Source organism: Ureibacillus manganicus DSM 26584, assembly GCF_000772945.1.
Taxonomy (GTDB): domain Bacteria; phylum Bacillota; class Bacilli; order Bacillales_A; family Planococcaceae; genus Ureibacillus; species Ureibacillus manganicus.
Map to the genome: position 1 here is coordinate 32,474 of NZ_JPVN01000014.1, position 26,141 is coordinate 58,614.

Genomic DNA, 26,141 nt, shown 5'->3' on the forward strand with positions numbered 1-26,141 from the left:
CATAGAATGGTTCATGGATTCATAGAATAATAGTTCAATGGGGGATAGGAATGGAACACATCACAACATATACGGTGAAAGAAAATGAAATTGACGAACTTGGTCATATGAATTATTTGAATTATATTATGAATTTTACAAGTGCTCGTATGGAATGGTTAAAGGAAATTGGACTTGGCTTTGAAGAATTAGTTGAACAGCAGCTTGGTCCGGTTTTACTAAAATTAGAAACAGATTATGTTAAAGAGGTCCGCTTGGGCGATCAGGTACAAATACGTACAAAGTTGAAAAGAGTGGGGACGAAAAGCTTTACACTAGAACAATATACGTATCATGAGGATCAACTTTCAGCTTCATCTACTGCTATTATGACGATTATGGATTTACAAGCACGAAAAGCAATTCCAGTGCCAGAAGAAATCGCGCGGCATAAATCTGAGTAATCCAGCAAGGGGTGAATGTTCTTGAAGATTTATCAATTCAGTCAAGAAGTTGGGAAGAAGATTTCACATTACAATTCTAATTTTATCATGTCTCGTATTACCCAAACCGAAAAGGTAACAAGGATAGGGTGTATGTACTTGGAGGGAAACGGGATTATTGGCTACCATCAAGCAACAGTTCCTCAACTTCTGCTAATTTTGAGCGGAGAGGGCACTGTAAGAGGGGAACAAGAGGAATACGTTAAGGTTAAACCTGGGGACGCAGTTTTTTGGGAGAAAGATGAATGGCACGAGACAAAAACAGAGCAAGGGTTAACGGCAATTGTAATTGAGAGTGAAGAACTGAATCCATCAATGTTTATGCCTATCTATGATTAAAATTAACCATTCAAACCTACAGTAAATGTCTTCCAAACAATTTAATATCTTCCGCTTTTAAGAGTATGACGAACCCCCCTAAGGGAAATTTGCCTTGAAGAATACCAACCTATGAGAATTTTTTTAATAAGTATAAAGCTAATTGATTTTGAGAAAGAGAGTAAGCGAGGGATGTATCCCTACGTTTACTCTCTTTTTTTGACTCTTTAGTTGGGAATAAGCAAAAAGTAGAATGTCTGTTTTGTTTTTGTTTACAACATAATTAGTTGGGAATAGGTTTGGTTATCATTCAATTTTCGATGTGACTAAAAGATTGTTATTTTAACAACTAAAAATCGATAAATTATAGCTATAATTTACAATTTTGGTGCCAACGTTTACAAATTATTAAAAATTCTCACATAGTCAGTTAATATTTTGTTTTTATATTTGAGAAGTAAAAACAAATCAAAACAAAACAAAATTTGTTGTTTTTATGTTTGTTTTAAAAGAAATAAATGTTTGATTGTTTCAAAATTAAAACCTGGAATATGAACATACCTATAAAAATTGCAAGAATGGTAACTGGAGGAGAGAGATTTGGCAAAAATCGAGTTAAAGCATATGTATAAAGATTATGTTGAGGGTGTCCATGCCGTAACCGATTTCGATTTAACAATTGAAAATGAAGAATTTATCGTTCTAGTTGGGCCATCTGGTTGTGGAAAATCAACTACATTACGTATGATTGCTGGACTTGAGGATATTTCTTCAGGAGAAATCTATATCGACGGCAAAAAACAAAATAATCTACACCCAAAAGACCGGGATATTGCCATGGTATTCCAAAACTATGCGTTATATCCTCACATGAATGTTTATGACAACATGGCTTTTGGTTTGAAAATGCGTAAAACTCCGAAGGAAGAAATTGATCGTCGAGTGAAAAATGCTGCAAGAATATTAGATATTGAACAATTACTAGAGCGTAAACCGAAGGAACTTTCTGGCGGGCAAAGGCAAAGGGTAGCACTAGGCCGGGCTATTGTCCGCGAAGCAAAAGTTTTCTTAATGGATGAGCCGCTATCGAATTTAGATGCTAAACTTCGCTTCCAAACACGTGCAGAAATTACGAAGCTCCATCGAAACTTAAAAGCAACAACAATCTATGTAACTCACGACCAAACAGAAGCGATGTCTATGGCAACTCGTATTGTTGTCATGAAAGATGGACTGATTCAGCAAATCGGTACACCGAAGGAAATCTATACAAAACCGGCTAATGTGTTCGTTGGAAAATTTATCGGATCCCCAGCGATGAACTTTATTAATACAACGGTAAAAGAAAATCGAATCAAGATCGGTGAACACTCATTTGAATTACCTAAAACGGTTCAAGAAAAACTCAAATCACAAGGCTATTCAAACAAAGACATGTTATTGGGTATTCGACCGGAAGACTTAGAATTGGTCCATGAAGAAAAGAAAGACCTTACTATCTCGGTTCAAGTAGAACTATCTGAATTAATGGGTGCGGAAACTTTAGTATACTTCAAGATTCAAAACGAAACGATCATTTCAAAGATTAATAGTATGGATCAATTCGAAGCGGGACAAAAAGTTCAATTTGGCATTAACTTTGACCAAATTCATTTCTTTGATCGAGACACAGAGCTTCGAGTACCGACTTTAGATGAGACTCTAACGAATCAGAAAACTAAGGATAAGGACCGCTTTACTGCATGAATGTAGAACTTTTTAAACAAGATTTTCAAATGACACAATCAGCACATCAAGCCCATCTCGTATATCGAGTCTATGTACCAAACAATCTATCAGAAATTCAAGTGCGATTTCAATACGGTCCTATCGTCGAAACAGATCAAGTAATGATTCGACAAGCTGTTGTCCGTGAAGGGTTAAGTGAATCCCTTGTCCAAGATGAAACAACGGTAAGAAATTTACTAACGGTCTCAATCAATGACCCAGGGAATATTCGTGGTGCTCATCATTTCTTCGCAGAAGACCAGTTGATCATCATCAATGAGGAGAAAGCAACAGAAGGATTTCTCGCAGGTAAGATTCAAGAAGGGTTTTGGGAATTTATCATCAGCGGTCATGGCGTTTTTTCAAACGTCATAACTGGTCAATTTGTAGTCACTGGTGTTTCGGAAAACAATCAAGATAAAAATGAAGAAACGGTACCATTTAAAAATCTTCAATTCGAGGCAGTAAAGAAAAACCGAAGTCGAAAACCGAAAGAAGAACCGATTCAAGTAAAGCGATTGGAACTTCATAGTCACACCGTTCACAGTGATGCCCCACAAACAACAGAAGAATTAATAACGCAGGCGGAAAATGAAAAAATCGATTGGCTCGCAATTACAGATCATAATACAATGACTGCTTTAATCGAGGCAGAACAGAATAACAACTTTAACCGTCAAGTGCGACTGTTAAATGGCATTGAATACACTACGTTTTATGGTCACTTTTTAGTACATGGGCCAAGAGAACAAATTCTATTTGATTGGACAAAACTTTCAAAGAACACGATTGAACAATATTTAAAAAAGCTAAAGGAACAAGATGTTTATATTACCATCGCACATCCTTTTGATAGTGGCAATCCGTTTTGTACAGGCTGTCGGTGGGAGTATCATTTAGATCATCTAAAATTTGTAGATGCAATCGAAGTTTGGAATAGTACAAACCCACATCAATCATTATCAAACGAAGATGCTTTCCATCAATGGAAACGATTATTAAAAAATGGGATTGAAATTGCTGCTTCAAGCGGCAGGGATTGGCACAGGTTATACCCGAATGAAGCAATTGCTTATACTTATGTCCTCGTTCCAAACAATGAAACAGAAGATGATATTTTACAAGCTCTTAAACTGGGAAGAACATATAGTTCTATTCGTCCGCAAATCGACTTCAAAGTAAATGAGATTCATATTTTAGGAGATCGTGTAGAGGATTACGCCGGTGAGATAGATCTGTCGGTTCACCTCAATCAACTTAAAGGTGGTGATACGTTCCAGATTTACTCCCAACATGGCCTCATCTATGAAAAAGTCTTTACGGGTGAAAAGCAATGGGAAGAAATCATCCGACTCCAAAACGATGGATTTTCGCTACTAAGAGTTGAAATGTTAAATGAAGCGAATGAACGGATCGCTTTTACAAACCCAATTTATATCCATCGATCATAGGAAAGGAGCGAATTTACTTGGAAAACGTTGTCGTCCATAATGGTGTATTAAAAACAAAGGAAGAGCTTGAAAAACACTATAACCCTGTCAAGGAAACACTATGGACAAAAATGAATAAACATAAAATCTTTTATATCATGCTTTTTCCATGTCTGGCCTTCTTCCTAATTTTCTCATATTGGCCAATGGCAGGTTTGATTTTAGCTTTTAAACAGTATGGCTTCAATACAGGAATTTTAGGTGGCGACTGGGTAGGTTTCAAGTACTTTGAACAGTTCTTTAACGATCCGAGAAGCTGGTTATATGTAAAAAACACAATTATTATCAGTATTTTAAAACTATTTGTCTATTTACCATTTCCAATTTTACTTGCTTTAATGCTAAACGACGTGAAAAACAACAAATTACGAGGTGCTTTACAAAGTATTACGTATCTCCCGTACTTCATTTCTTGGGTAGTTGTTGTTGGTTTAATGAACCGAATACTCGCTCCGAACACAGGAATGATCAATCAAGCAATTGAGTCATTTGGCGGAGATGGAAGTAAGTTCTTTATGATGGAAGAAGGCTTGTTCTTACCATTAGTCTTTATCAGTTATCTTTGGAAAAGTATTGGTTGGGATTCGATTATTTATTTCGCTGCCATTGTTGCAATTGTACCTACACTGTATGAAGCAGCAGCGATCGATGGGGCAGGGAAGTTACGTCAAATCTGGCACGTTACGTTACCTGGAATCTCTGCAACTATCATTATCCTTTTCATCTTATCTTTAGGAAGTATTTTATCTTCCGGATTCGATCAAGTTTATTTAATGCAAAACCCAGGAAATGCAAATGTTTCCGAAACAATCGATACGTATATCGTCCGAACTGGTCTACAAGGCGGTCAATTTGGCTACGCAACAGCGATTGGTTTGATGCAAGGGATTGCAGGCTTAATCATCACAATTATTGTCAATAAAATCACAAGTAAAAAATTCGGTACTTCACTATGGTAATTATAGGAGGAAACAACAAGATGAACGCTTCATTTAAAAGATTTTTAACAACAGTTTTACTCGTGTTAACAGCTATTGTTGCTGTTGGTTGTTCAAATAAGAATTCAGAGATTATTACAGAAAAACCAGAAGGCGCTCCGGATACTTGGATTGCGGACCGTACGATAACTGGTCTCGTTTTTCAATCAGCAAATGACGCTGGTATAGACATGAATGAAGAAGTTCTAGCTTACATCAAAGAAAGAACAGGGATTACGTTAGAATTACAAACAGTAACAAACGATAATTCCACTGAAGCTTTAGCAGCAGGATTAGCAGCAGGCGATTTAGCAGACTTTGTAGCTTTCTATTTAAATAATAGTGGTCGTCCAGAAATGTCCCTATTACTAAAAGCGGCAAATGAAGGAATGTTCCATGATTTAACGCCATTAATGCAAAACACAAAAGTGTACTCAAAGTATTTGGAAGAAGATTACTTACCAGCCGACACACGTGACAACATTATGTTCCGTGAAGAATGGAATGGCGCTTCTTACTTAGTTCATATGGCAATCAACCGTAACGGTGGGGATGTAGGACGTCCTACTGTTGGTGGGCTTTACATTAAGAAAGACATAGTAGATGCATTAGGAATTGATCCAAACGAAGTAAACACATCAGAAGAATTAGTAGAGTTAGCACAACAAATGAAATCAGGCAATTTCGTTGATGATAACGGAAGACCGATTACTGTAATTGGTCCTACAGCTTGGGGCGGTTCAGACCGTGATTGGTTATACAATGACCTTGTTTGGACAGGCGTTAGTGGTGAAAAATTCATGAAGGATGAAAATGGAAAAATTCTTCACGAAGCACAAACAAACTACGGGATTGAACGAGTGAAATTTGTTCAACAATTAATCAGTCAAGGGTTAATGACACCTGAGTATTACACAATGGAAGAAACACGTGCAAAAGAAGGTATCGTGAACGGTTCATTCGGAATTGTGTCAGATATGCATAACTATATGCCAGAAAATAATGATATGACGTATATCCCATTAGGTCCAATCTCACGTGTTGATGGCACAAATGACATGGTTGTCTCTTATAAATCTGGTTATGCTGGCTGGGCGATACCAAGTACAACAGAGTATCCAGAACATATCATGCAATTTGCTGATTGGTTAGCAAGTGAAGAAGGAAAAATGCTGTACTTCTATGGTCTTGAAGGAAGAGATTACGATTTAGATGAACATGGTAACCCAGTTGTAAAACAAGAAGTGCTTGATCTGAAAGAATCAAATCCAGAAGAAGCGAAAAAACTTGGTTTCCGTGGTGTTGGTGCTTACTGGGGTGAGCATTTAGCTTATACAGATATGGATAATCTAGGTGACTTTGGTGAACGTAGTTATGGGGAAAGTGTAACTGGCGAAAAAGCATCTGCTGCAACCGAAATTCTAGATTTATATCAATACGAAGAAAAGTTTGCAAATGCAAGAATCATTGATGGAATGACGGTTCAATCATTCCTTTACGAATTCGAAGGAAATGATGGCGGACTTTCAACTGCATTATCTCGCTACAACGATGATGTTCTTCGTGCATACTATGCAAAATCTATTGAAGAAGCACAAGTAATTTTAGACGAATCTCGTAAAAATCTTGAAAAGAATCGATTACAAGAATTCCTTGATTTTGTTGAACAAAAAGAATCAGATGGCGCAACAATTAAATTCTAACTAAAAGAATTATCAAAGGCTACTTTCCGGAATTCATGTATCTAAAAAATCCTCCAAATTTTATAGTTCGTTATGTACGGAAAAAAGATAGCTAAAAAGACAGATAGTAATAAGTAGAAATTCAAATGAAACCTCTCCTAATCCACTCGGAGCGAGGGAGGTTTTCATTTTAAATGTAGAAATCTATGAAAATAAAAAATGCTCACTTGATAAGGAGAATAATTGAATGAGTAATAGTATGGTAGGACCAAAAGCATTAAGATTCTTAAATATACTGTTGATTGTACTATTTTGCTTAGCGATCATTCTACCATTTTTGCATGTATTAGCGATTTCGTTTAATAGCGGTGTAGATGCACAAAAAGGTGGAATTGGTTTTTGGCCAAGAGAGTGGTCTTTCGAAAACTATACCGAAGTGTTCAAACAAGATAATTTACTAAATGGTTTATTTATTTCAATTTTTAGAACAGTAGTAGGGACAGTAATCGGTGTAGCGCTAATGTCTATGGCAGCATACGCCATGACGATTAAAACATTGCCAGGTCGAAAACAAATCACATTCTTTGTATTCTTCACGATGCTATTTAGCGGGGGAACTGTTCCTTATTACCTCGTTTTAACAGAATTAAATTTAACAAATACCATTTGGGTATTTATCATCCCAAGTCTGTATAGTGTAACGAATATTTTATTACTTCGAACATCATTCAATCAATTACCTTTCTCTGTCATTGAGGCAGCGCGAATTGATGGTTGCAGTGAGTTTAAGATTTTTAGAAGTATCGTGATTCCAATGAGTAAACCAGTACTTGCAACGATTAGTCTATTTACAGCTGTTGGCCATTGGAATGACTGGTATTACGGATCATTCTTTGTACGTGATGCGAGTTTAAAACCATTAGCAACACTTCTACAAGAAATGTTAACAAGACAAGCGGCACTATCGGATATTTTACTAAGAAATTCAGGATCGATGGCTTACTCTCAATTGGACAAAATCACAGTTACGAGTGAATCGCTACAAATGGCTACTATTATTGTAGTTATGATTCCAATGGTGTTAATTTACCCATTCATTCAAAAATACTTTGTTAAAGGGATTACAGTTGGGTCCATTAAAGAATAAACATTGAGGTGAAAATGATGAAATTAAAATTAAGAGAAGATGGCACATTTAAAATTGTTCAATTAACTGACTTGCATATCGGGTCATTACCACACCATGAGGATGACTATAAAACATTTGATTTAATCGATAAAGCCTTTGATAACTTAGATGCAGATTTAGTCATGATTACTGGAGATTTAATTTGGAGTGAAGGTGTTCCAAATGCAGATAAAGTATTCACTGAATTATTAGAGCGCATCAACAAACATGAAGTTCCAGTAGCAATCACTTACGGAAATCATGATTCTGAGGATGAATTTGTTCGCTCAGATATGCGAAAAATGGAAAGCATTTTAGAGCACTTAGTTGAAAAGAAAAACTCCTTTATCGTAGAAGACCGTGAAAGCTATACAGTAGAGATCTATGACGAAAAAGGTGAAGATATTAAACACGTTCTTTATGTCATTGATTCAGGTGCATCTGCGCCGTTACCAGTTGGAATTTACGAATGGGTACATCCTGAACAGGTGAACTGGTTCCGAAAGGTTTCACAAAACTACAAGCAGCCGCACGGACAAAAAACAGATTTAATCTTTATGCATATTCCACTCCCTGAATATTGGCAAGCTTCTCAAAATATTCTATCAGGCGAGTGTAATGAAACAAATGATACAATTTCTGCTCCTTATATTAACACAGGGTTATTTGCCGCAGCTTATATGAATGGTCAAGTTGAAGCAGTTTTTTGCGGTCACGATCATGATAATAACTTTGTCGGAGAGCATCATGGCATTAAGTTAGTTTATGGACAAGTCAGTGGTTATCAGTGCTATGGAGATTTTGAAAGAGGCGCAAGAATCATTAGACTAACTGCAAATGGTATGGAGACGAAAACCGTTGTTGAACGCAAATTCTAATCCCATCTCAGCTCAAGAAAATACGCAAGCGATCCCTCGCTTTACTGTGTTGTTTATCCCCATACTAATTGAACAACTATTTAGTATGTTACTAGGAAATATTGATGTACTAATGCTCAGTCAATATAGTGATGACGCCGTTGCGGCAGTGGGGATGTCCAATCAGTTAGTAATGGTAGGACTCATGGTACTTGGAATTGTTTCTATAGGAAGTTCCATTCAGCTGTTACAGCTTGTTAGTTCAAAGAGACAACAATACTTGAAATCGGTAATCAAACATTCTGTCTACTTAAATGTATTGATTTCAACCGTTTTGTCGCTTATTTTTTTCCTCTTTGGCAGAACATTTTTAAGCTGGATTCAAACACCCCAAGAGTTACTTGACGGTGCTTACACATACCTCATTATTGTTGGCTTTAGTCTGATTTTGCAATCTATTACAACCAGCATGAGTGCTGTATTTCGAAGTTTTGCAATCGTAAAGGTAATTATGGGTATATCCATTATTACAAATGTTATTAATGTTATTGGAAATTACATTGTTATTTTATCTCCATGGGAATTTCTAGGGACAGGTATTACAGGAGTAGCCAATTCCACAATCATTGCCCGCTTAATTGGTGCAGTCCTAGTCTTATTTGCTTTTGTAAAATTAATTCCGCAACATCGAGATGCTTTTAAAACGTTCAAGTTAGAGAAAGGAACGAGCCGGTCGATTTTTAAATTAGGGCTTCCTTCGGCATTAGAAAATGTCTCATACACAACATCACAAATGATGATTACAGGTATAATTGCAACCTTTGGGACCACAATGATTACATCAAAAATCTATACACAAAACATTACAGCTATAATATTTACATTGGCTGCGTCTATCTCTATAGCGAACCAGGTGATTGTAGGGAGATATATTGGCTTAGACTATAAACGGGAAGCTAAAAATTATACAAAAAAAGTGATGTTCCGATCGGTAGGGGTTGCCGTTGCAACGTCATTTATATTAGCACTTTCTGGTTCCATGATTATCCCATTCTTTACAAATGATCCAGTCATTCAACATACTGTGTTAACACTAATGTGGTTTAGTATATTACTAGAACCTGGTCGTATGGTAAATGAAATTGTAATTGGTGCGTTAAATACTGCTGGAGACGTAAAGTTTCCGACAATGCTTTCAATTATTTTTACATTTTTATTTACCATTCCTATGAGTTTTCTTATAGGAGTTTATCTCGGCTACGGGTTAGTCGGAGTTTGGATTGTGTTTATTTTAGATGAATGGGTTCGAGCAATCATCCTTTATATTCGATGGAACAAAGAATCTTGGCACGATATTCAGATTTTTGAACAATAAAGAACAAAATGAAAAGGTGAGTAATTTGAAGAAAGATGGTCATACACATACAGAGTTCTGCCCCCATGGTTCTGGGGAGGAAGTGGAGCTTTTTATACAAAAAGCAATTGAATTAGGTTTTACGGAATACAGTATTACTGAACATAATCCACTTCCGCAGAGTTTTATGGAACAAGTATCAGGAGAACCTGAAGCAATTAGTACAGGTGGAATGAATGCAGGTGATGTAGAGACCTACTTAAAAAAGATGCAAAACCTAAAAGAAAAATATAAAAGCGAATTAAAAATCAATGTTGGTTTTGAAATCGACTATTTACCAGGTTTCGAGAACTGGACGATGGATTTTTTACGTGAATATGGAAAACAAATAGATGACAGTATTCTTTCCTTGCATTTTCAAATGGGGAATGGTGGGTTTCGTTCCATCGATTTTAGCGCAGAAGACTATGAAGATGGACTTGTAAAACATTATGGTAGTTTCCAAAAAGTCCAAGAAAAGTACTTTTCGGACTATTTAAATATGGTTGAATCAGATCTCGGAAACTTTAAACCTAAGCGTATGGGGCATTTAACTTTATGCCAAAAGTTTCAAACCTATTTTAAAAATGAAAACACGGAATTGAGTACAGAATCATTAATGTTAGTAGATCAGATTTTAACGAGAATTGTAGAAAAAGGATACGAATTAGATTTTAATACAGCCGGTCTTTTTAAGGAATATTGTGGAGAAACGTATCCGCCTTCCAATGTAATGCAGTTAATTCGAAAAAAAGGGGTACCGTTCGTATACGGTTCAGACTCTCATGCGATTAAGGATTTAGGTAGAGGATACGATGCTTTTTTATATGAAGTAACAAGACGGTAAGGTCGGACAAGTTGACTTCTTGAATACAAGGAATAGAGACGAGAATTAAAGGGAGAGAAAAACATTGCAAGAATTCAACAATAGGTTAAATCGTTTTGGAGAATGGGTTATTCGACTAGTATCACTAAACTTTCTATGGATTGGTTTTACAGTTCTTGGTCTTGGAGTTTTCGGAATATTTCCAGCAACAAGTGCCATGTTTTCAATGATTCGAAAATGGTTAGTAGGCAATGAAGATATAAAAATCGCTTCAGGATTTATAGAATTCTATAAAAAAGATTTTATGAAAAGTAACTTACTAGGCTATATCTTTGTCATCTTTGCCATAATCATTTGGATAGATTATCGTTGGATCAGCTCGAATGTGAGTCTTGGGATGTTTGCGTTAGGTTATTTCATGCTCATTGTGTTGGTTTTTGCTCTATTGTCTTTCATTGTTTTATTTCCAATTTATTCTCATTATCAATTATCGATTATCCAATATATGAAAAATGCAATATTCTTCCCATTAGCGAATGTGTTAACGATGGTTGTCCTTGGTGCGGCTTTATTTATGATTCAATTGTTATTCAGTCAAATCCCTGGAATCCTATTATTTGTAGGAGTGAGTTTTCCAGCCTATGTGACGATGAAAATCATTTTACCAGTATTTCAAGGCAAACCGCTTTCGATTAATGGGTTCTTTAAGATCTTCCGAAAATCGAACGAGGAAAGAATGTATTACTAAGGGGGAAATCCTAACCCAACTTAGGGATTATCAATTTAGACTATATTAGTGTTAGGTGAGTTATTAGAATGACTACTTACAGAGATTAATGTCCTATAAAATTTCCAATTATTTTGGTATAGTTAATTATGGAAATTTAGTTTTACGGATTAGGATGGAATATGAACAATGGATTCTATGGAGGGAACGCTTAAATGAATAAGGATGAAAGGCATACCTTAATTTTAGATAAACTACAAGTGAATCAAAAGGTTCTTGTCATAGATTTAGCAAAGGTTCTAGATGTAACACCCGAAACCATAAGGCGAGATCTAGCTGAACTTGAAATGAATGAACAGCTATCTCGTATTCATGGAGGAGCGGTTCCTTTCATTCCCAATCATAAAGAGATGGTCTTTGAAAAGAAGATGTCTTTACATATTGATGAAAAAAAGAAAATCGCAAAATGTGCAGCTACGCTGATTCAAGATGGTGACACAATCGCCGTGGATGTTGGCTCAACAACTGTTCACATTGCGGATATGATTGACAATGTACAAGGTTTAACAGTGGTAACCAATTCCCTTAGTGCAGCAAGTCGGTTTAATTTGGCAATTGAAGAAAAAAGAATTACCGGCCAAGTGATCATGTTGCCTGGAGTGACTAATCCCTATCAGGCTTCTGTGAAAGGAACCTATACCGTCGAGTTTTTACGTCGTTTTAATTTTAACAGTGCTTTTATATCTTGCGGTGGGGTAACCAAAAATGCTGTATATGATTTTGACATGGATGAATCGCTTGTATCAGAAGCGATGATACAATACAGCCAAGAAGCGATTTTACTGACAGATTCTTGGAAATTAAATAAGAAGTCGTTATTTGAGATTTGTCCTATATCTAATATCGCGAAAATTATCTGCGACAAAGAAAAACCACAAGACTGGTATGAAAATAGATATGAGTGGTTAACTGTAGATCCTCTTTACCACATCAACCGATAGTGACATCTTTTTGGAAGATTTATGAATCTGATAGTTCCATTGAATGTTTTAAAGGATTTTCAGTAAGCTTAATTTGTTTCCTTTGAATCTATCTTTGACTAAGTCCTTAACCATTGCATTGTCATGGAAGGATTAAAATTTGGGAGGAACTGTTTTTTACTGTTATCTCTCATTCTTTTTTCTATTTAAGAACTAGACCAACACTTAAAATATTTATATAAAAGTAATCCCCTGAGTTTATTAAACCGGTGGATTACTTATTTTTCGTATATCGGAATGCTAATTTAAAAAATAGCTTTCATTTAAATACTAATACTGCTTGAAACAGCAAACTTCTGCAAATTCTCAGAACTAAGACAATAAGAAGCAACTTTTTTCTTCCATTGCTTCACGACGTCTACTTGGGTCTTGGAGCAATAAAGGAAAAATTTCATTTCTTTGTTGTTCCTTTTTACGCTTACAACGAAAGGAGCAACCTCTGTATCTGGATTTAAAAATGAATTTTCAGTCCCAGGGAAGATATGGTTTCTCTCTAAAAATAACGCTTCATTGAAATAATCGGTGATTTTATTTTTCTCATCTTCTTCTAGCTGTACTCCGTTGTAAGTGACAATCACATTCGTTGCATCTAGCTTTGGATGAAGGGCAAATTTACTAACAACCCATCCAACTACCGCACTTGGGGGACTCATAGCAAATTTAATAAGTATGCCAAAGATGATAAATAATACAGCCCACCATGTCATTTTGAACAACTCCTTAACTTCTCCCTAATGTAAAAAATACAATAAATAAAGATTATCATAAAACAATCATTTTTAATTTGACTATTTTCCAACAAATAAAAAAGGTAAATTACCAAAATATGTGGAACTATTAATCAGTAAAAAAGATTGTGAGGGTTATATAATGGTTGATTTAAATAGTCTGTTAGATGAATTTACCCATATGCATAATGAATTTATCGCAGATTGGAACAAAGCGATGAAAACAGGCGACACTACATCATTAGACCGAATGGCAGAATATTACTATGTTGCGTTTTTTAAAAGTGGTACAGAAAAGCCAATGTTCTTCAACAAAGACGAATCTCTTAGTGGGATGAGGCAGTCGGTGCAACATTTTATAGGATCGAAAAAGAGATTCGAAAATCGAGTCATTCGCCTGAGAACTACTGAAAATGTTGTGGTTTTTTATGAACTTCTTATTGAAAAAAACGATAAAATCCTTGCAAGACTGTTTACTATCGAAAACTGGATACTAATTGATGGAAACTGGATGATTACCAGAGAAACGGAAGAATCAATAAGTTAGTGCTTAATTTGCAAATAAGATTTGAAAAGAGGAATGTATTTGTTAGCTTACTATAGTAATCTTTCTTCAGAAGTATACGATTTAGACAAATATATTGGGCTTTCGTTCGGCGATGTGGAATATTATAGCGAACGTTTAGCTACATGTAATGGCCCGATTCTCGAGCCGGGTGTCGGAACGGGTCGAATGCTGATTCCACTATTAGAACAGGGTTTAAAAGTAGATGGCTTCGATGTTTCAGAAGAAATGTTAACCATTTGCCGTACGAATTGCGAAAGCAGGGGGCTGCAGCCACACCTATTTATAGGAAATATGGAATCTGTTTCACTCGATACAAAGTATGAGGTAATTATTGTACCAACTGGAACTTTTCTATTGCTACATAATCGTGAAGACTCAATAAAGGCATTAAAGAATTTCTACCACCATCTTGCTAATGGTGGCAAGCTATACATTGATCTATTTTTACAAACGGAATTCCCAATAGACAAAGTATCCACAAGAACGTGGGAAACGAAAGACGGTGACCTTATTACTTTAGAAAGTAAAATGGTTGAAGTGGATTTTATGAATCAGTACACTATCTCTCATCATCGATACGAAAAATGGCGTAACGGACAACTAATTCAATCTGAATTAGAACGTTTTCCACTCCGTTGGTATGGGGTAGAGGAATTTAAACTGATTCTAGAACAAGTGGGATTCCAAGATATCATCATCTCTGCAGATTACCAACACGGCCAGTATCCTACAAAATCTACGAAAATGATTACGTTTGAAGCGGTTGTTAAAAAATAAAACCATAAATAGAGCATTAACTGACAGCCCCTGCATATAAAAGCATTGGCTGTTTTTTCATTACAAAATTCTACTGCTCCTTTTAGTCATCCCAAAAGGATTCAGAGAAAAATTGTTGAAGTTATATAGAAACATATCACAGTGAATTTAAATTGGAGGAATAGAATGTTAAAGCGGAAATACGGAGATCGACCTGGTTGGCAGCGAGTAGATGAAAAACAATATGCGCAAACCTACTTAGAAACTACTGAATTTAAAGGGTACGTCACACTCGTAAAAACCATAAAAGTTTCAAAACCGCTTTTCGTGAACTATGGCGGTACGGAGAATGTTTGTATTGTGGGGGATGGGTATTCCTGGCTTCAGCATTTTCCTTTGAACGAAAACTATTCTGTGACAACAATGTTTGACCCTGAAGGGAGAATTATTCAATGGTATATTGATATCTGTAAGGAAATAGGAGTTGAAGACCAAATACCTTGGATGGATGATTTATATTTAGACCTGATCGTATTGCCAACTGGTGAAATCTACGAAAAAGATGCGGACGAACTTGAAGATGCATATATAAAAGGATGGATCGACAAACCCCTATATGACCTGGCATGGATGGAATTGAAAAAGCTAAAAAGGTTAATTGAAGAAAATCAATTCCAGTTAATAAAATTATCAAAAGAGCATAAAGAAATAGTAGAAAGCCAATATTGATTCATTAATTTGGCTTGATTTTTGGAGGAATTGACGTGGCAAAAGTTACACTGACAAACATGTGCATGATCTACGATAAAGAAAATAATAAAGTACTCGTTCAAGATCGCATTAAATCTTGGAAAGGGATTTCATTTCCTGGTGGACATGTGGAGGATGGGGAAAGTCTTATCGACTCTACAATTAGAGAAGTGAAGGAAGAAACGGGTTTGACGGTTTCAAATTTAGAATCATGTGGCGTAATCTATTGGTTTAATAACGAAACAGGTGAAAAGTATTTTGTGTTTCAATACCGTACAGAAGAATTTAGTGGCGAATTATTACATAAAACTGATGAAGGTAGTAATTTCTGGGTGGATCTTGAAGAATTATCGAACCTCCACTTTGCAGAAGGTATGGATGAAAGATTGTCGATGTTCCTTGAGAAAGAGTATTCAGAAGGATTCGGTAGTTGGAATCAACATCAACCTGGGAAGTTACAATTTCAATAGTTCAATTTATCAAAGCAGAATAGTAGCTTAGGGATCATATTAAGTCTCTAAGCTTTTTAAGTATAAAGATATTTCGTGCAATGGATGGTTACTCAACGACCAATGAATCTGAATGAATTGAAACTTATTATAGGAGTGAATCGTATATTAACAAAGAATGGTAACCACTCTTTTTAGGAGGTATACCAATGGAATATTTCGCTGAAATCACGATTTTTGTAATATTGATGATCCCCGTTTACGGTTTATTAATCTGGTCGTACTTAGAGCCTGAAGAAAGTATGCTTTTCGGAAATCGCTGGAAGTATAAAGAAGATCCAGAACCATCCCAAAAAGCAATACGCCATACGAAGTTTACATCGATGACAGCCATGATTGGAATTCCAGTGGTTGTAATAAGTGTGCTATCTAGCTCTCTTATTCTCAAATTAGTACCGGTAATCGTCATTTTGATATATATCTTTGGTGCACTAAAGATATTTGTATCTGAAGAAGATTCATAAACTATGCGCGTTTTAAGAAATAAGGAGGTTTCCAACTTGAGCAATGATAAGAAATGTCCAAATTGTAATGGGAGTGAGTTTAAAGAGGCTACAGATTTTATTCCTATCAGACTTAAAAAATCCTCTTTTACTGGATCAAATAAAATCTATACTTTTTGTTTAAATTGCGGGGAAGTCGTTTCGATTAGAATTGAAAATCCTGAAAAGTTCAGGTAATAAAGGTACGCTCTTAAACTACTTCTTATCATTTATGGAGAAAGGGTGGGTTTAATGGAGAATGATGTTTTGATGTTTATAATGGTCATATTAGTACAGTTGATATTTGCCAGTTTAATGTTGGGCATATTCACTTCCTACTTTGTGAACAGCAGAAAGAAAGGATTTGTGTTTTTAACGATTTATTTATTACTAACTATTAACTCACTATATTCTGGATATCAATATTCAGCGATAGTTGGGACTAGTATCGTGTTGATAAACATTGGATTAGGGATAGTTTCTTACTTTGTTATTAGAAAAAGACTTACAAATGTTAGTGATAGTTAGGAGGTAACCATTTGAAAGTGGATGGGGTTTGATTAAAATAACTCACCAAAAGGAAGGAGAAGTTATGTCTAGGCTTCACAAATTTATTTTATTAGTAGCAATTTTAATAATAATATTTGTCTTATCACCAATTATTTATGTGGAAGCGAACAAAAAGATTTTTGAGAATCGGGTAACTGAATATCTAGTAAACGAAAAAGGCTATCACCCGAATGATATTGAATTAGTAGAAGGTGTTTATGGATTTAAAATGCCTGAATTCTATACAAAGGTGATTTTTAAAGACGAACCTTATATTGTATACACATACTTTGCTCACGGTAGTGTAGCTCAGTTTGATTATGAAATTATAGACAATGTCTACAATAGAATTACTTTTAAGGAATTAAAAAATTATGATTCCAATGGATCAATTGATAAGTATAAATAAAGTATAGTCATGTCTCTTTTATAAGTAAGTAGTTTAAGATAATTTAAATCTCCTATAGAAAAACCTTACTGCGTAAAAAACAACGAAAAATATGCCGTTTAATATGGCAGTCAAAAAAGTCCCCCGAAATATTGTATAAATCAAGTATAGAGGTGTGAACATGTACATATCTCTATCAATCCCCTCGTATGCGTAGGAAGGGTAATAATACATAGCAGAATCTATAAAGGATACTAATGTTAATAACACTGCCATTACTAATGGGAAATTCGACTTGAAAAATCTTTTCAAAACAAACATCCCCTTATTATGTTATTTGAAATAAGCTTCCGAAAAGTACGGTTTAGAAGATTATATTTTTCAAAAAAATGTATATGGATTTTTTTGTATATATTGTATAATCTAGCAGAAAACCGTTTAAAGGGGAAGTTTATGAACAATATTAGCAGGAATTTAAGACAACATGATTTAGATTGGATCAAGGTATTAGCTACATTTATCGTTTTTCTATATCATTGTTCCATGTTTTTTAATACCTTTGCTTGGCACATTAAAAACAATGAAATCAATCAATCTACTATTCAATTTTTTTCTCTCTTAGTCGGCAATTGGATTATGCCGATATTTTTGTGATTTCAGGAATTGGTACATATTTTGCCTTATCGAAAAGAACTACACAAAGTTTTGTTAAGGAAAGGTTTCACCGCCTGGGTATCCCATTGCTTCTAGGAATCTTTCTATTGTCACCACCACAAGTATATATTGAAAGAGTAACAGCGAATGAATATGAGGGGTCATTCTTTTCATTTTTCCCTCATTATTTCGATGGCTTCTATTTAGAGATCGGTGGTTCTGGAAACTTTGCATTTTTCGGTCATCATCTATGGTATTTACTAGGATTATTGTTATTTTCAATGATTACATTGCCACTTTTCCTAAAAGGAAGGAAAAAGGGGAAGAAATCGGAGGAATTTGGATTCTTCCATTACTTTGTATTACCCATTCCACTGATTGCTCTAGCTTTGACTACTAATAATATTTTGAATTTAGGTAGTTGGGGAATTTTATTTTATCTAACTTTATATATATATGGTTACTATTTCTTTTCAAATGCCTCGTTAAAGGTATTCGTTCGAAAAGTAGAAGTACTTACCGGGGTTTTAAGTGTTCTTAGTACTGCTGGATATCTTATCTGGGTGATATATTTTGGATTTCCAGAAACAGTTTCAATTACTTGGGCACTTTTTATGGCGCTGCGAGTCATCTTAGTTTGGAATGTTCTATTCTTTATCTTCTATCTAGCAGATAAATACTTAAACTTCTCAAATAGTACCTTAAAATATGCAAGCGATGCATCTATGCCGTTTTATGTGCTCCATCAACCTATTATTATTTTGCTCGGCTTTTTTATTTATAACCTAGATTGGGAGATTCCTATTAAGGCCGTATTTTTGGTAGTAATCGCATTTAGCAGCATAATGATTGTCTATCACGTAATCATTCGCCGAAATAATTGGCTGCGTGTTTTGTTTGGATTAAAGATGATTAAGGATAGGAGATGAAAAAATGTTTACAATTGACTGTGGGGACATCTTACTACGTGAATTTCAAGTCGAGGATGTAGATGCGATTTATGAAATTACGAACCAACCAGAAGTTTACGAATTTCTACCTGATTGGAAATCCACAAGAGAGCAAAGATTCAACTGGGTAACTAATTATGAAATCCCTTCAAATAAGAGTTTCTTAGAAGCAGTGCCGAATATTGAGGAGCAGAGGTATTTGAGGTTGGGGATCGTCTTAAAAGAAACGGGTGAATTTATTGGATTTTGTACTACAGGAATTAAAGAGGAACTTCCAGCACCAAATCGAGAAATTGCTTTTGGGATTTCAAAGTACCACACAAACAAAGGATATACATCACTAGCAGTAAAGGGTTTGATTCAATTTTTGTTTGCGAATACAAATGTGGAATGTTTAAATGCAGTGGCATTGGAACGGAATGTCGGATCGAATCGTGTCATTCAAAAAAATGGTTTCGAATTTGTGGGGCAAATTGAAATTGATAAGGAACTTCATAATCATTATGTGCTACAAAAGAGTGAATGGCAGGGTAGATGATTTTCGGAAGGGGCGATTACTTAAGATGAGTAATCGTTTTTTTTATGGAGTGGAGAAAGTTCTAATAAGTCTCCTTAGAATAATAGACAATCCAGCCGGGATAATAGACAAAAGAGGGCAGATAATAGACACACTTAGAAAGCAGAGCGGATATTAGACACTCAAGTCAGCATAATAGACCAAAGAGGGCAAATAATAGACAAACGGAGCTGGATAATAGACACACGTAGAAAGCAGAGCAGATAATAGACATACGCAGAAAGCTCAGGAGATAATAGAATTTTTCATTTGTAACTATATTATCCTCGGGGGATAATATAGTACATTCCTATTTTATTTCCTACAGCTTCTATAGTTAATGGCTACCTGCAGTAGAGGCCCGCAACTAAATTCTAATAACACCCTGATTTTTTCTAATATGTACCTGAGATTTTCTAATAACTCACTGAAACTTTCTAATAACTCCTCTGCAGAACCCAGGCGCTCGACTAAATTCTAATAACACCCTGATTTTTTCTAATAAGTGCCTCAGATTTTCTAATAACTCACTGAAACTTTCTAATAACTCTTCTGCAGAACTCAAGCGCACGACTAAATTCTAATAATACCCTGATTTTTTCTAATATGTACCTGAGATTTTCTAATAACTCACTGAAACTTTCTAATAACTCCTCTGAAGAACGCAAGCGGTCGACTAAATTCTAATAACACCCAGAATTTTTCTAATAAGTACCTCAGATTTTCTAATAACTCATAGGAAATTTCTAATATCCACACAACAAACCCAAAAGCACTAATTCTCTAAGAAGGAATTTAACGCTCCAATATGGAATTTATTAAAGTTATACGTCTGTTAAGGCATACGCAGTTAGTTAGAAACAAGAGGTGAGAAGTATTGAAAATATATCAAGCAACAATCGAAGATTTAGATGGAGTATCAAACTTATTTAACTTTTATCGGATGTTTTATAATCAGGAATCTGATTTAGAAGGGGCTAAAACTTACATAAAGCAAAGGATTGAAAAAGAGGAATCCGTTATATTTGTCGTTAAAGTAGAACAAAATTATCTTGGATTTACTCAACTTTATCCAACATTTTCATCAATTTCTATGAAACGAGCATGGATTTTAAATGACTTATATGTTGATGTAGAAGCTAGAAAACAAGGCGTAGGTGAGATGCTACTACATAAAGCAAAAGAATTTGCTATTGAAACAGGAGCGAAAAGCTTAAGTTTAAGTACAGCGCCAGATAATTATTCTGCTCAAAAATTATACGAAAAAAATGGATACGAAAAAGATTCAACATTTTATCATTATGAATTAGATTTAGCTAAATAGTTTTTGCATTGGAAAATAAAAAACCCGGAAATAAATTTCCGGGTCGATGTCACTTACGATCTGCCTCCATGACAAACTGCCTCCGCTTCCGCTAGGATTTACCTTGCATTAGCTTTCCTCAGTTGACGGTCCTTCTGAGTTAACGATCATTCGCACTCATCGGGTTAACCCTCCTTAGTCACATAGACTTGAAGTGAAATCTTTAATAGTATAGATCGTTCTCACATTTTCATACGCACTTTTTTAAAAATAATGAACTAGCTCTAAAACGTCCATACTAATAAGCACTAACGGATCACAAACACTTTCCTAAACACAGGAAAAATAATATACCCAAGAAAAACCCCTAAAACATTTAAAATTAAATCATCAATATCCAAACTTCCTCGTCTTGTCAAAAACTGTACGAATTCAATCAAACTAATTGATCCTATAGAAATCAAAATCAGCTGCATCATAGAAGGTGCATTTTTAACATATCGATAATACAACCCAAAAGGAATAAATAAACCGATATTTGCCCCCAAATTATAAAGTGCAATCAAAAAACTAACACTGTCAGTTAAATAATAAGAAATCGTCTCTAACGGAATTAAATTCACAGATCCATTATTAGCACCACCTGGCCTAAAATATAATAAAATAAGCAAAACTAGCGCATATAAAAAAATTAATCTATTGAGACTCCGCTTTGATATTCGAACTTCCTCTTTACGAATCCAACTAACCCCAAACAAAAATACAAAAAGGATCAGAACCCAAACGACTACAATAACAATTGAATGTAGATATTTAGTCAACTCAATCCAAACAGGGAAAAAGATGAAAAAGACAATTTGAGAAAATAAAATACTTAATTTCATGCTTTTGTTCATTCACATAATCCGCCATTTCTAATTGTTCATGAGCAAATTATAACAGTTAAAGGGATTATTAGTCTCATAGAGAATTACTTAGTGAGTATAAAGGATTGGGGGGCTAAGATGAACAGAAGATATTTGTTTCTACTCATAGCATTACTATCAACAGTCATTCTCGTAAGCTGCTCAAATGAGCCCGAAAGAGAAGAAGTGATCGAAGCTCGAGATGATCAGTATGGAGAAATTCGATCCGTAGCATGGGATTTTATTCAACAAAATGATTGGCATACTAGGGCAGATGAAAATTGGGAAAGTGCAAAAGTAGAGAAAATACTAGCTGATGATCGCTATGAAATATTAGATCCTACGGTTGAAGGCAAAGAGGTATTCAGTGTTTCTTTTAAAGATATAGAAAATGTTGTAGTCGGTACACCTCAAATCCTTGTTGATCCAAAAACAAAAAAAGTAGTTGGTTATATGTTAGGTGAATAAAAAATCGTCAAAGGGCAGGTGGGGTATAGTAAATAAAAAGGGAAATCCTCCTTCACGGAAGATTCCCCTAATTGAAAATTGGTGAAGTTAATAAAATCATTACTAACGATAGTAAAACTAAATAGATTAATGAATAGCGTAGATTCGCCTGTGCCCATTTTTTCACATCTATAGCTCGTGAACCTTTTGCAGCAAGGATAATCCAGCCAATTGTTAAGACAATAGCAACAAAAAAGAATATCCAACCTAAAGAAGTAATCAATAAAAACGGAAATGGCAGCAAAGTGATTATATAAATTAAGTTTTGACGAATCGTAACATCCACACCGTAAACGACTGGCAACATTGGAACACCAGCTCTTGTGTAATCTTCCAATCTTTTAATTGCCACGGCAAATGTGTGTGGGACTTGCCAAATGAATAAGATACAAAACATCACGATGGGCACGATATGATTTGCAGGTGCAATCACTGCCCAGCCAATTAAAGGTGTAAATGCCCCCGAAACACTACCTACAACTGTGTTCAATGTATACCTACGCTTTGACCAAAATGTATAAAGAACAACATAGATAAACCAACCTAAAAAGGAATAAAGGGTAGCTTCAATTGTTGTAAATAACATCATGACAAGTCCAATTATTGTTGTAATAATCCCTGACCATAAAACAGCTTTCAAGGCGAAATGCCCGTTCACTGTTGGTCTATTTTGAGTGCGGACCATTTTTTTATCTAAATCGACTTCATACCAATTATTGAGCATTAACGCCCCAGAAATAACGAGCGTACTCCCAAGCATAGTTAATAGAAACGTACCCCAATAATCGACAAATCGTTCCCCATGAAAATAAAGCGCTAACCAATAAGCTGTGAAAACAGGCAGTACATTGGCAACTAACACTTTTCCTTTTAATAAGAATTTAATATCTATTAAAAAGCGAAGAAGTTTAGAAGAACTCTGAGCTGTTGTGTCTAAAGCCGAATCAGCTAGCAATTGTCCATTTTCCATAAATATCTCCTACTTTTATCGTATTTGAAGTGAGATTGCAATAACATTATTATATCATGAGAGGTTTGTCCTATCTGTGTATATTATTCGAAATGATCTTCCGATAAACGTTCAATTAAATAAAAATAGAGTAGCTTTCAAATACTAAAGCTCATTTTGCTTTTATATAGAAGGATTAACCAATTCTCATATTGAAGTAATTACAGTAGAACCTTGTGAAAGGGGGATACATAGTGGGGATTTCAGCACCATTATTAGTGTTTGTTGTCGGTATTGCCAATCTCATCGTTGGTCATTTTCTAATTGAGGGTAAAAGAAAGAAAATTTCTGAAACGAAAGGGAAATATATACATAAGTGGGGATACTCAATAATTGCGACAATGGGAATAGGTAGTCTTTTTATTTTAGACATTTTTGATCCGAATGTGATGAAGTGGTTTTGGTTAGGTTTATTAATTCTAATTATAGGTTTTCAAACACTTTTGGATTGGAAATATCTTAAAGGAACTAAGGAATATCTTGTTTCATTAATCGTACTAGTCATTGGAATAATCTATATTTTAGTAGTTATGTTTTAAATGGTGGGGATAAAGGAGGGGCAAGTTGAGAAGCAGAGGTGAAGATGAAAAATTTGATTTATTAACAATCATACAAATTTGCATCATGATCTGTATTCTAATTGTCAGTTCATATTTATTAATGACAAGGAACTTTGAATTAGAGAGATTGATAAGGTCGATATTGCTTATTGTGTTAAGTGTAACTTTAGCTTTCCAAAAATATAAAGCTAAAAGGATAGGGTGGTGTATCTTCTTTAGTTTTCTTTCTATCTGCTTCTTATTCTCAATACTTTTAAGATTATGAAAAGCCTAAGCTAAAATATTAGGCTTTTTATTGATTCGCTATTACTTATTGACTAATGGTCTAGACGGTTGTTTTTTAATAACAATGACAAACAGACTCGCTAGCACACAGAATACTCCTGCCATGAAAAACGCCCAAGTATACGTATTAAAATATTGATAAACCAACCCTCCACCATAAGCCGCTACAGCAGCACCAGCCTGGTGAGATGCATAAATCCATCCATAAATAATGGCACTTTTATGAAGACCAAAGATTTGTCTTGAAATATTGATGGTTGGGGGAACAGTAGCCACCCAATCTAACCCATAAAACACGGAAAACACTATGATCCAAGTAATATTTCCTTCCATTAGTGCAAAAGGTAGTAGTACGAGGGAACCGCCTCTAAACAAGTAATACCAAAATAAAAGCCAACGATTATCAATACGGTCCGAAAGCCATCCTGATAATGTTGTACCAACCATGTTAAAGACGCCCATAAATGAAAGCAGGGATGCCGCAGTAACAAGTGGAATTCCAAAGCTAATACAAAAAGAAATAAAATGAGTCCCAATTAGTCCACTCGTTGAAAATCCACAAATAAAGAAACTCCCTGCAAGTAGCCAAAACTCTTTTGACTTTAGAGCATCAGCCAACCCCTTGAATGCAACGATGATGGGATTTCCTTTTTGAGATTGAGAGATTTCCTCACTTTCCTCCATTTGACCGTATGGAAGAATTCCAATCTCTTTTGGTGAGTTTTTGATAAATAATAAGATAATGAAGAACATAATAATGCTAAGACCTATAATTAACCCCATTGCCCAACGCCAAGAATAACCTTCAATCACCATCGCTAAGACAGGCAGTAAGATTAGCTGGCCCATCGCCGTGCTCGCCGTTAAGATTCCTGTTGCGAGTCCTCGTTTTTCTTTAAACCAATGATTCGCAACGTATGGACTTAATACTGTTAAGAAAAGACTAGATCCAAGTCCAATAATAATTCCCCAAATGATAATGAGGTGCCAAGATTGGTGCATCAAGTATGTTAATAGAAGCCCAGTCATCAAGGTAGCCATTGATGCAAGCATCATTTTCTTTAGCCCTAATTTTTCTAATAAGGCCGCCATGAACGGACCAGCCAATCCAAAGAAAAACAAGCAAATCCCAAAGGCTACGGAAATCTCTGGCCGTTGCCAGCCAAATTCCTTTTCAAAAGGAGTTAAAAAGACTCCAGACGATGCCACCACGATTCCCGCTACAATGATGGAGAAAAATGTAACAATCAGTATAAACCAGCTATAGTGAATTTGTTTCAAGACAAACCTTCTCTCTCTATCTATGATTCTTAATTGTAACTAGTTGTGTGGTAGGTGTAAAATTGAATTTCTGATTACGGAACTCTGCTTAATGCTTTCGGGGATTAATACCTTCAATAAAGCATGATATGAATGAGTTTCACAAATTTATTTCGAATTCGAGATATTTTCCTTGCGTTTCTTTCACTTGAGATGTAAAGTGATAGTAACGAAAGGAAGTGAGCATATTGAGAAGAAATACACTAGGAACACTTATTTGGTTACGTATTGCTCGTTTTACACATCAAAGTAATTTGTTATCGAATGATTTCTTAAAACCGTTTGGAATTACAGCTGCACAGTTTGATGTATTAAATCAGATTGCAACTTATCAGCCAATTAAGCAAAGTGAGCTTGCTGTGAAAGCAACCTTATCGGAAGGTGGAATTTCACGAATGCTCACTCGCCTCGAACAAGATGGGTATATACAACGTAAGCAGGAATGGAAGACGAAATGGATTTCATTGACTTCAAGCGGGGAGGCAAAAATGCAGGAAGTCTTTCAACACCAGCTTACTTTCCAAACGACCATGGTTGATGAATGTTTGACAGAGGAAGAACAGAAAACACTTTATAAGCTCATGACGAAATTACAAAAGAATACGGAAAATAAATTGGGATGCTAGAAATCCTAT

The 26,141-nt window shown here is 35.3% G+C and carries 29 protein-coding genes; 25 read left to right on the forward strand and 4 right to left on the reverse strand.

Features of this window, described 5'->3' with window-relative positions:
- Window positions 1-50: 50 nt before the first annotated feature.
- From CD29_RS12195 to CD29_RS12250, 12 genes are all read left to right on the forward strand, one after another.
- Window positions 51-443 carry an acyl-CoA thioesterase gene (locus CD29_RS12195; RefSeq protein ID WP_036187185.1) on the forward strand — a complete coding sequence of 131 codons (393 nt, stop codon included), beginning with the start codon at window positions 51-53 and terminating at the stop codon, window positions 441-443.
- A 21-nt stretch (window positions 444-464) separates the two neighbouring features.
- Window positions 465-821, forward strand: a complete 357-nt coding sequence (locus CD29_RS12200) for a cupin domain-containing protein (RefSeq protein ID WP_036187187.1) — start codon at window positions 465-467, stop codon at window positions 819-821.
- Between the two features lie 579 nt (window positions 822-1,400).
- Window positions 1,401-2,546 carry an ABC transporter ATP-binding protein gene (locus tag CD29_RS12205; RefSeq protein ID WP_052124139.1) on the forward strand — a complete coding sequence of 382 codons (1,146 nt, stop codon included), beginning with the start codon at window positions 1,401-1,403 and terminating at the stop codon, window positions 2,544-2,546.
- Window positions 2,543-4,018 (forward strand): CehA/McbA family metallohydrolase, encoded by a 1,476-nt coding sequence (locus CD29_RS12210; RefSeq protein WP_036187189.1) that lies wholly within the window; start codon window positions 2,543-2,545, stop codon window positions 4,016-4,018. The genes CD29_RS12205 and CD29_RS12210 overlap by 4 nt, the downstream gene beginning before the upstream one ends.
- A gap of 110 nt (window positions 4,019-4,128) precedes the next feature.
- Complete coding sequence (locus CD29_RS12215; RefSeq protein WP_081976242.1) at window positions 4,129-5,016, forward strand: ABC transporter permease; 888 nt, start codon at window positions 4,129-4,131, stop codon at window positions 5,014-5,016.
- 20 nt (window positions 5,017-5,036) lie between these two features.
- The gene (locus CD29_RS12220; RefSeq protein ID WP_036187193.1) at window positions 5,037-6,737 is read left to right on the forward strand and encodes an extracellular solute-binding protein; all 1,701 of its coding nucleotides are present in this window, start codon (window positions 5,037-5,039) and stop codon (window positions 6,735-6,737) included.
- A gap of 226 nt (window positions 6,738-6,963) precedes the next feature.
- Entirely contained in the window at window positions 6,964-7,863 is a 900-nt protein-coding gene (locus CD29_RS12225; protein WP_036187194.1) for a carbohydrate ABC transporter permease, read from the forward strand.
- Window positions 7,864-7,880: 17 nt separating this feature from the next.
- Complete coding sequence (locus CD29_RS12230) at window positions 7,881-8,762, forward strand: metallophosphoesterase family protein (protein ID WP_036187196.1); 882 nt, start codon at window positions 7,881-7,883, stop codon at window positions 8,760-8,762.
- Window positions 8,722-10,116, forward strand: a complete 1,395-nt coding sequence (locus tag CD29_RS12235; RefSeq protein WP_081976238.1) for an MATE family efflux transporter — start codon at window positions 8,722-8,724, stop codon at window positions 10,114-10,116. The genes CD29_RS12230 and CD29_RS12235 overlap by 41 nt, the downstream gene beginning before the upstream one ends.
- A gap of 25 nt (window positions 10,117-10,141) precedes the next feature.
- Window positions 10,142-10,981 carry a histidinol-phosphatase HisJ gene (hisJ, locus tag CD29_RS12240; RefSeq protein WP_036187199.1) on the forward strand — a complete coding sequence of 280 codons (840 nt, stop codon included), beginning with the start codon at window positions 10,142-10,144 and terminating at the stop codon, window positions 10,979-10,981.
- Between the two features lie 64 nt (window positions 10,982-11,045).
- Entirely contained in the window at window positions 11,046-11,708 is a 663-nt protein-coding gene (locus tag CD29_RS12245; protein WP_052124141.1) for a YesL family protein, read from the forward strand.
- A 194-nt stretch (window positions 11,709-11,902) separates the two neighbouring features.
- Window positions 11,903-12,688 carry a DeoR/GlpR family DNA-binding transcription regulator gene (locus CD29_RS12250; RefSeq protein WP_036187202.1) on the forward strand — a complete coding sequence of 262 codons (786 nt, stop codon included), beginning with the start codon at window positions 11,903-11,905 and terminating at the stop codon, window positions 12,686-12,688.
- A 302-nt stretch (window positions 12,689-12,990) separates the two neighbouring features.
- On the opposite strand, the gene CD29_RS12255 is transcribed toward CD29_RS12250, so the two are convergent.
- Window positions 12,991-13,434, reverse strand: a complete 444-nt coding sequence (locus tag CD29_RS12255; protein ID WP_036187206.1) for a YfmQ family protein — start codon at window positions 13,432-13,434, stop codon at window positions 12,991-12,993.
- Between the two features lie 163 nt (window positions 13,435-13,597).
- Between CD29_RS12255 and CD29_RS12260 the strand changes: the two genes are divergently transcribed.
- From CD29_RS12260 to CD29_RS12315, 10 genes are all read left to right on the forward strand, one after another.
- Entirely contained in the window at window positions 13,598-14,002 is a 405-nt protein-coding gene (locus CD29_RS12260; RefSeq protein ID WP_036187209.1) for a hypothetical protein, read from the forward strand.
- Window positions 14,003-14,041: 39 nt separating this feature from the next.
- Window positions 14,042-14,800 carry a class I SAM-dependent methyltransferase gene (locus CD29_RS12265; RefSeq protein WP_036187212.1) on the forward strand — a complete coding sequence of 253 codons (759 nt, stop codon included), beginning with the start codon at window positions 14,042-14,044 and terminating at the stop codon, window positions 14,798-14,800.
- Between the two features lie 165 nt (window positions 14,801-14,965).
- Window positions 14,966-15,508: a DUF402 domain-containing protein gene (locus tag CD29_RS12270; RefSeq protein WP_036187215.1), complete on the forward strand. Its 543-nt coding sequence runs from the start codon at window positions 14,966-14,968 to the stop codon at window positions 15,506-15,508.
- 35 nt (window positions 15,509-15,543) lie between these two features.
- Entirely contained in the window at window positions 15,544-15,999 is a 456-nt protein-coding gene (locus CD29_RS12275) for an 8-oxo-dGTP diphosphatase (RefSeq protein ID WP_036187216.1), read from the forward strand.
- Between the two features lie 188 nt (window positions 16,000-16,187).
- Complete coding sequence (locus tag CD29_RS20485; RefSeq protein WP_197061763.1) at window positions 16,188-16,502, forward strand: hypothetical protein; 315 nt, start codon at window positions 16,188-16,190, stop codon at window positions 16,500-16,502.
- Between the two features lie 36 nt (window positions 16,503-16,538).
- Complete coding sequence (locus CD29_RS12285) at window positions 16,539-16,718, forward strand: hypothetical protein (RefSeq protein ID WP_036187218.1); 180 nt, start codon at window positions 16,539-16,541, stop codon at window positions 16,716-16,718.
- 394 nt (window positions 16,719-17,112) lie between these two features.
- The gene (locus CD29_RS12295; protein WP_140422907.1) at window positions 17,113-17,478 is read left to right on the forward strand and encodes a DUF3139 domain-containing protein; all 366 of its coding nucleotides are present in this window, start codon (window positions 17,113-17,115) and stop codon (window positions 17,476-17,478) included.
- 629 nt (window positions 17,479-18,107) lie between these two features.
- Window positions 18,108-19,040 carry an acyltransferase family protein gene (locus CD29_RS12305; RefSeq protein WP_235801828.1) on the forward strand — a complete coding sequence of 311 codons (933 nt, stop codon included), beginning with the start codon at window positions 18,108-18,110 and terminating at the stop codon, window positions 19,038-19,040.
- 4 nt (window positions 19,041-19,044) lie between these two features.
- Window positions 19,045-19,599, forward strand: a complete 555-nt coding sequence (locus tag CD29_RS12310) for a GNAT family N-acetyltransferase (protein ID WP_088322159.1) — start codon at window positions 19,045-19,047, stop codon at window positions 19,597-19,599.
- Between the two features lie 895 nt (window positions 19,600-20,494).
- Window positions 20,495-20,941 carry a GNAT family N-acetyltransferase gene (locus tag CD29_RS12315; protein ID WP_036187224.1) on the forward strand — a complete coding sequence of 149 codons (447 nt, stop codon included), beginning with the start codon at window positions 20,495-20,497 and terminating at the stop codon, window positions 20,939-20,941.
- Window positions 20,942-21,228: 287 nt separating this feature from the next.
- On the opposite strand, the gene CD29_RS12320 is transcribed toward CD29_RS12315, so the two are convergent.
- Window positions 21,229-21,804 (reverse strand): VanZ family protein, encoded by a 576-nt coding sequence (locus CD29_RS12320; protein WP_235801829.1) that lies wholly within the window; start codon window positions 21,802-21,804, stop codon window positions 21,229-21,231.
- A 120-nt stretch (window positions 21,805-21,924) separates the two neighbouring features.
- Between CD29_RS12320 and CD29_RS12325 the strand changes: the two genes are divergently transcribed.
- A complete protein-coding gene (locus CD29_RS12325) occupies window positions 21,925-22,293 on the forward strand; it encodes a hypothetical protein (RefSeq protein ID WP_036187228.1) in 369 nt (122 codons plus the stop codon).
- Window positions 22,294-22,360: 67 nt separating this feature from the next.
- Here the strand turns inward: CD29_RS12325 and cyoE are convergent, their stop codons facing one another.
- A complete protein-coding gene (gene cyoE, locus CD29_RS12330) occupies window positions 22,361-23,302 on the reverse strand; it encodes a heme o synthase (RefSeq protein ID WP_036187230.1) in 942 nt (313 codons plus the stop codon).
- 233 nt (window positions 23,303-23,535) lie between these two features.
- On the opposite strand from cyoE, the gene CD29_RS12335 reads away from it, so the two are divergent.
- Window positions 23,536-23,880, forward strand: a complete 345-nt coding sequence (locus CD29_RS12335; protein WP_036187232.1) for a DUF4181 domain-containing protein — start codon at window positions 23,536-23,538, stop codon at window positions 23,878-23,880.
- Between the two features lie 327 nt (window positions 23,881-24,207).
- Here the strand turns inward: CD29_RS12335 and CD29_RS12340 are convergent, their stop codons facing one another.
- A complete protein-coding gene (locus tag CD29_RS12340; RefSeq protein ID WP_036187235.1) occupies window positions 24,208-25,467 on the reverse strand; it encodes an MFS transporter in 1,260 nt (419 codons plus the stop codon).
- Window positions 25,468-25,694: 227 nt separating this feature from the next.
- Between CD29_RS12340 and CD29_RS12345 the strand changes: the two genes are divergently transcribed.
- Window positions 25,695-26,132, forward strand: coding sequence for a MarR family winged helix-turn-helix transcriptional regulator (locus CD29_RS12345; protein WP_036187238.1), 438 nt, complete (start codon window positions 25,695-25,697; stop codon window positions 26,130-26,132).
- Window positions 26,133-26,141 lie beyond the last annotated feature (9 nt).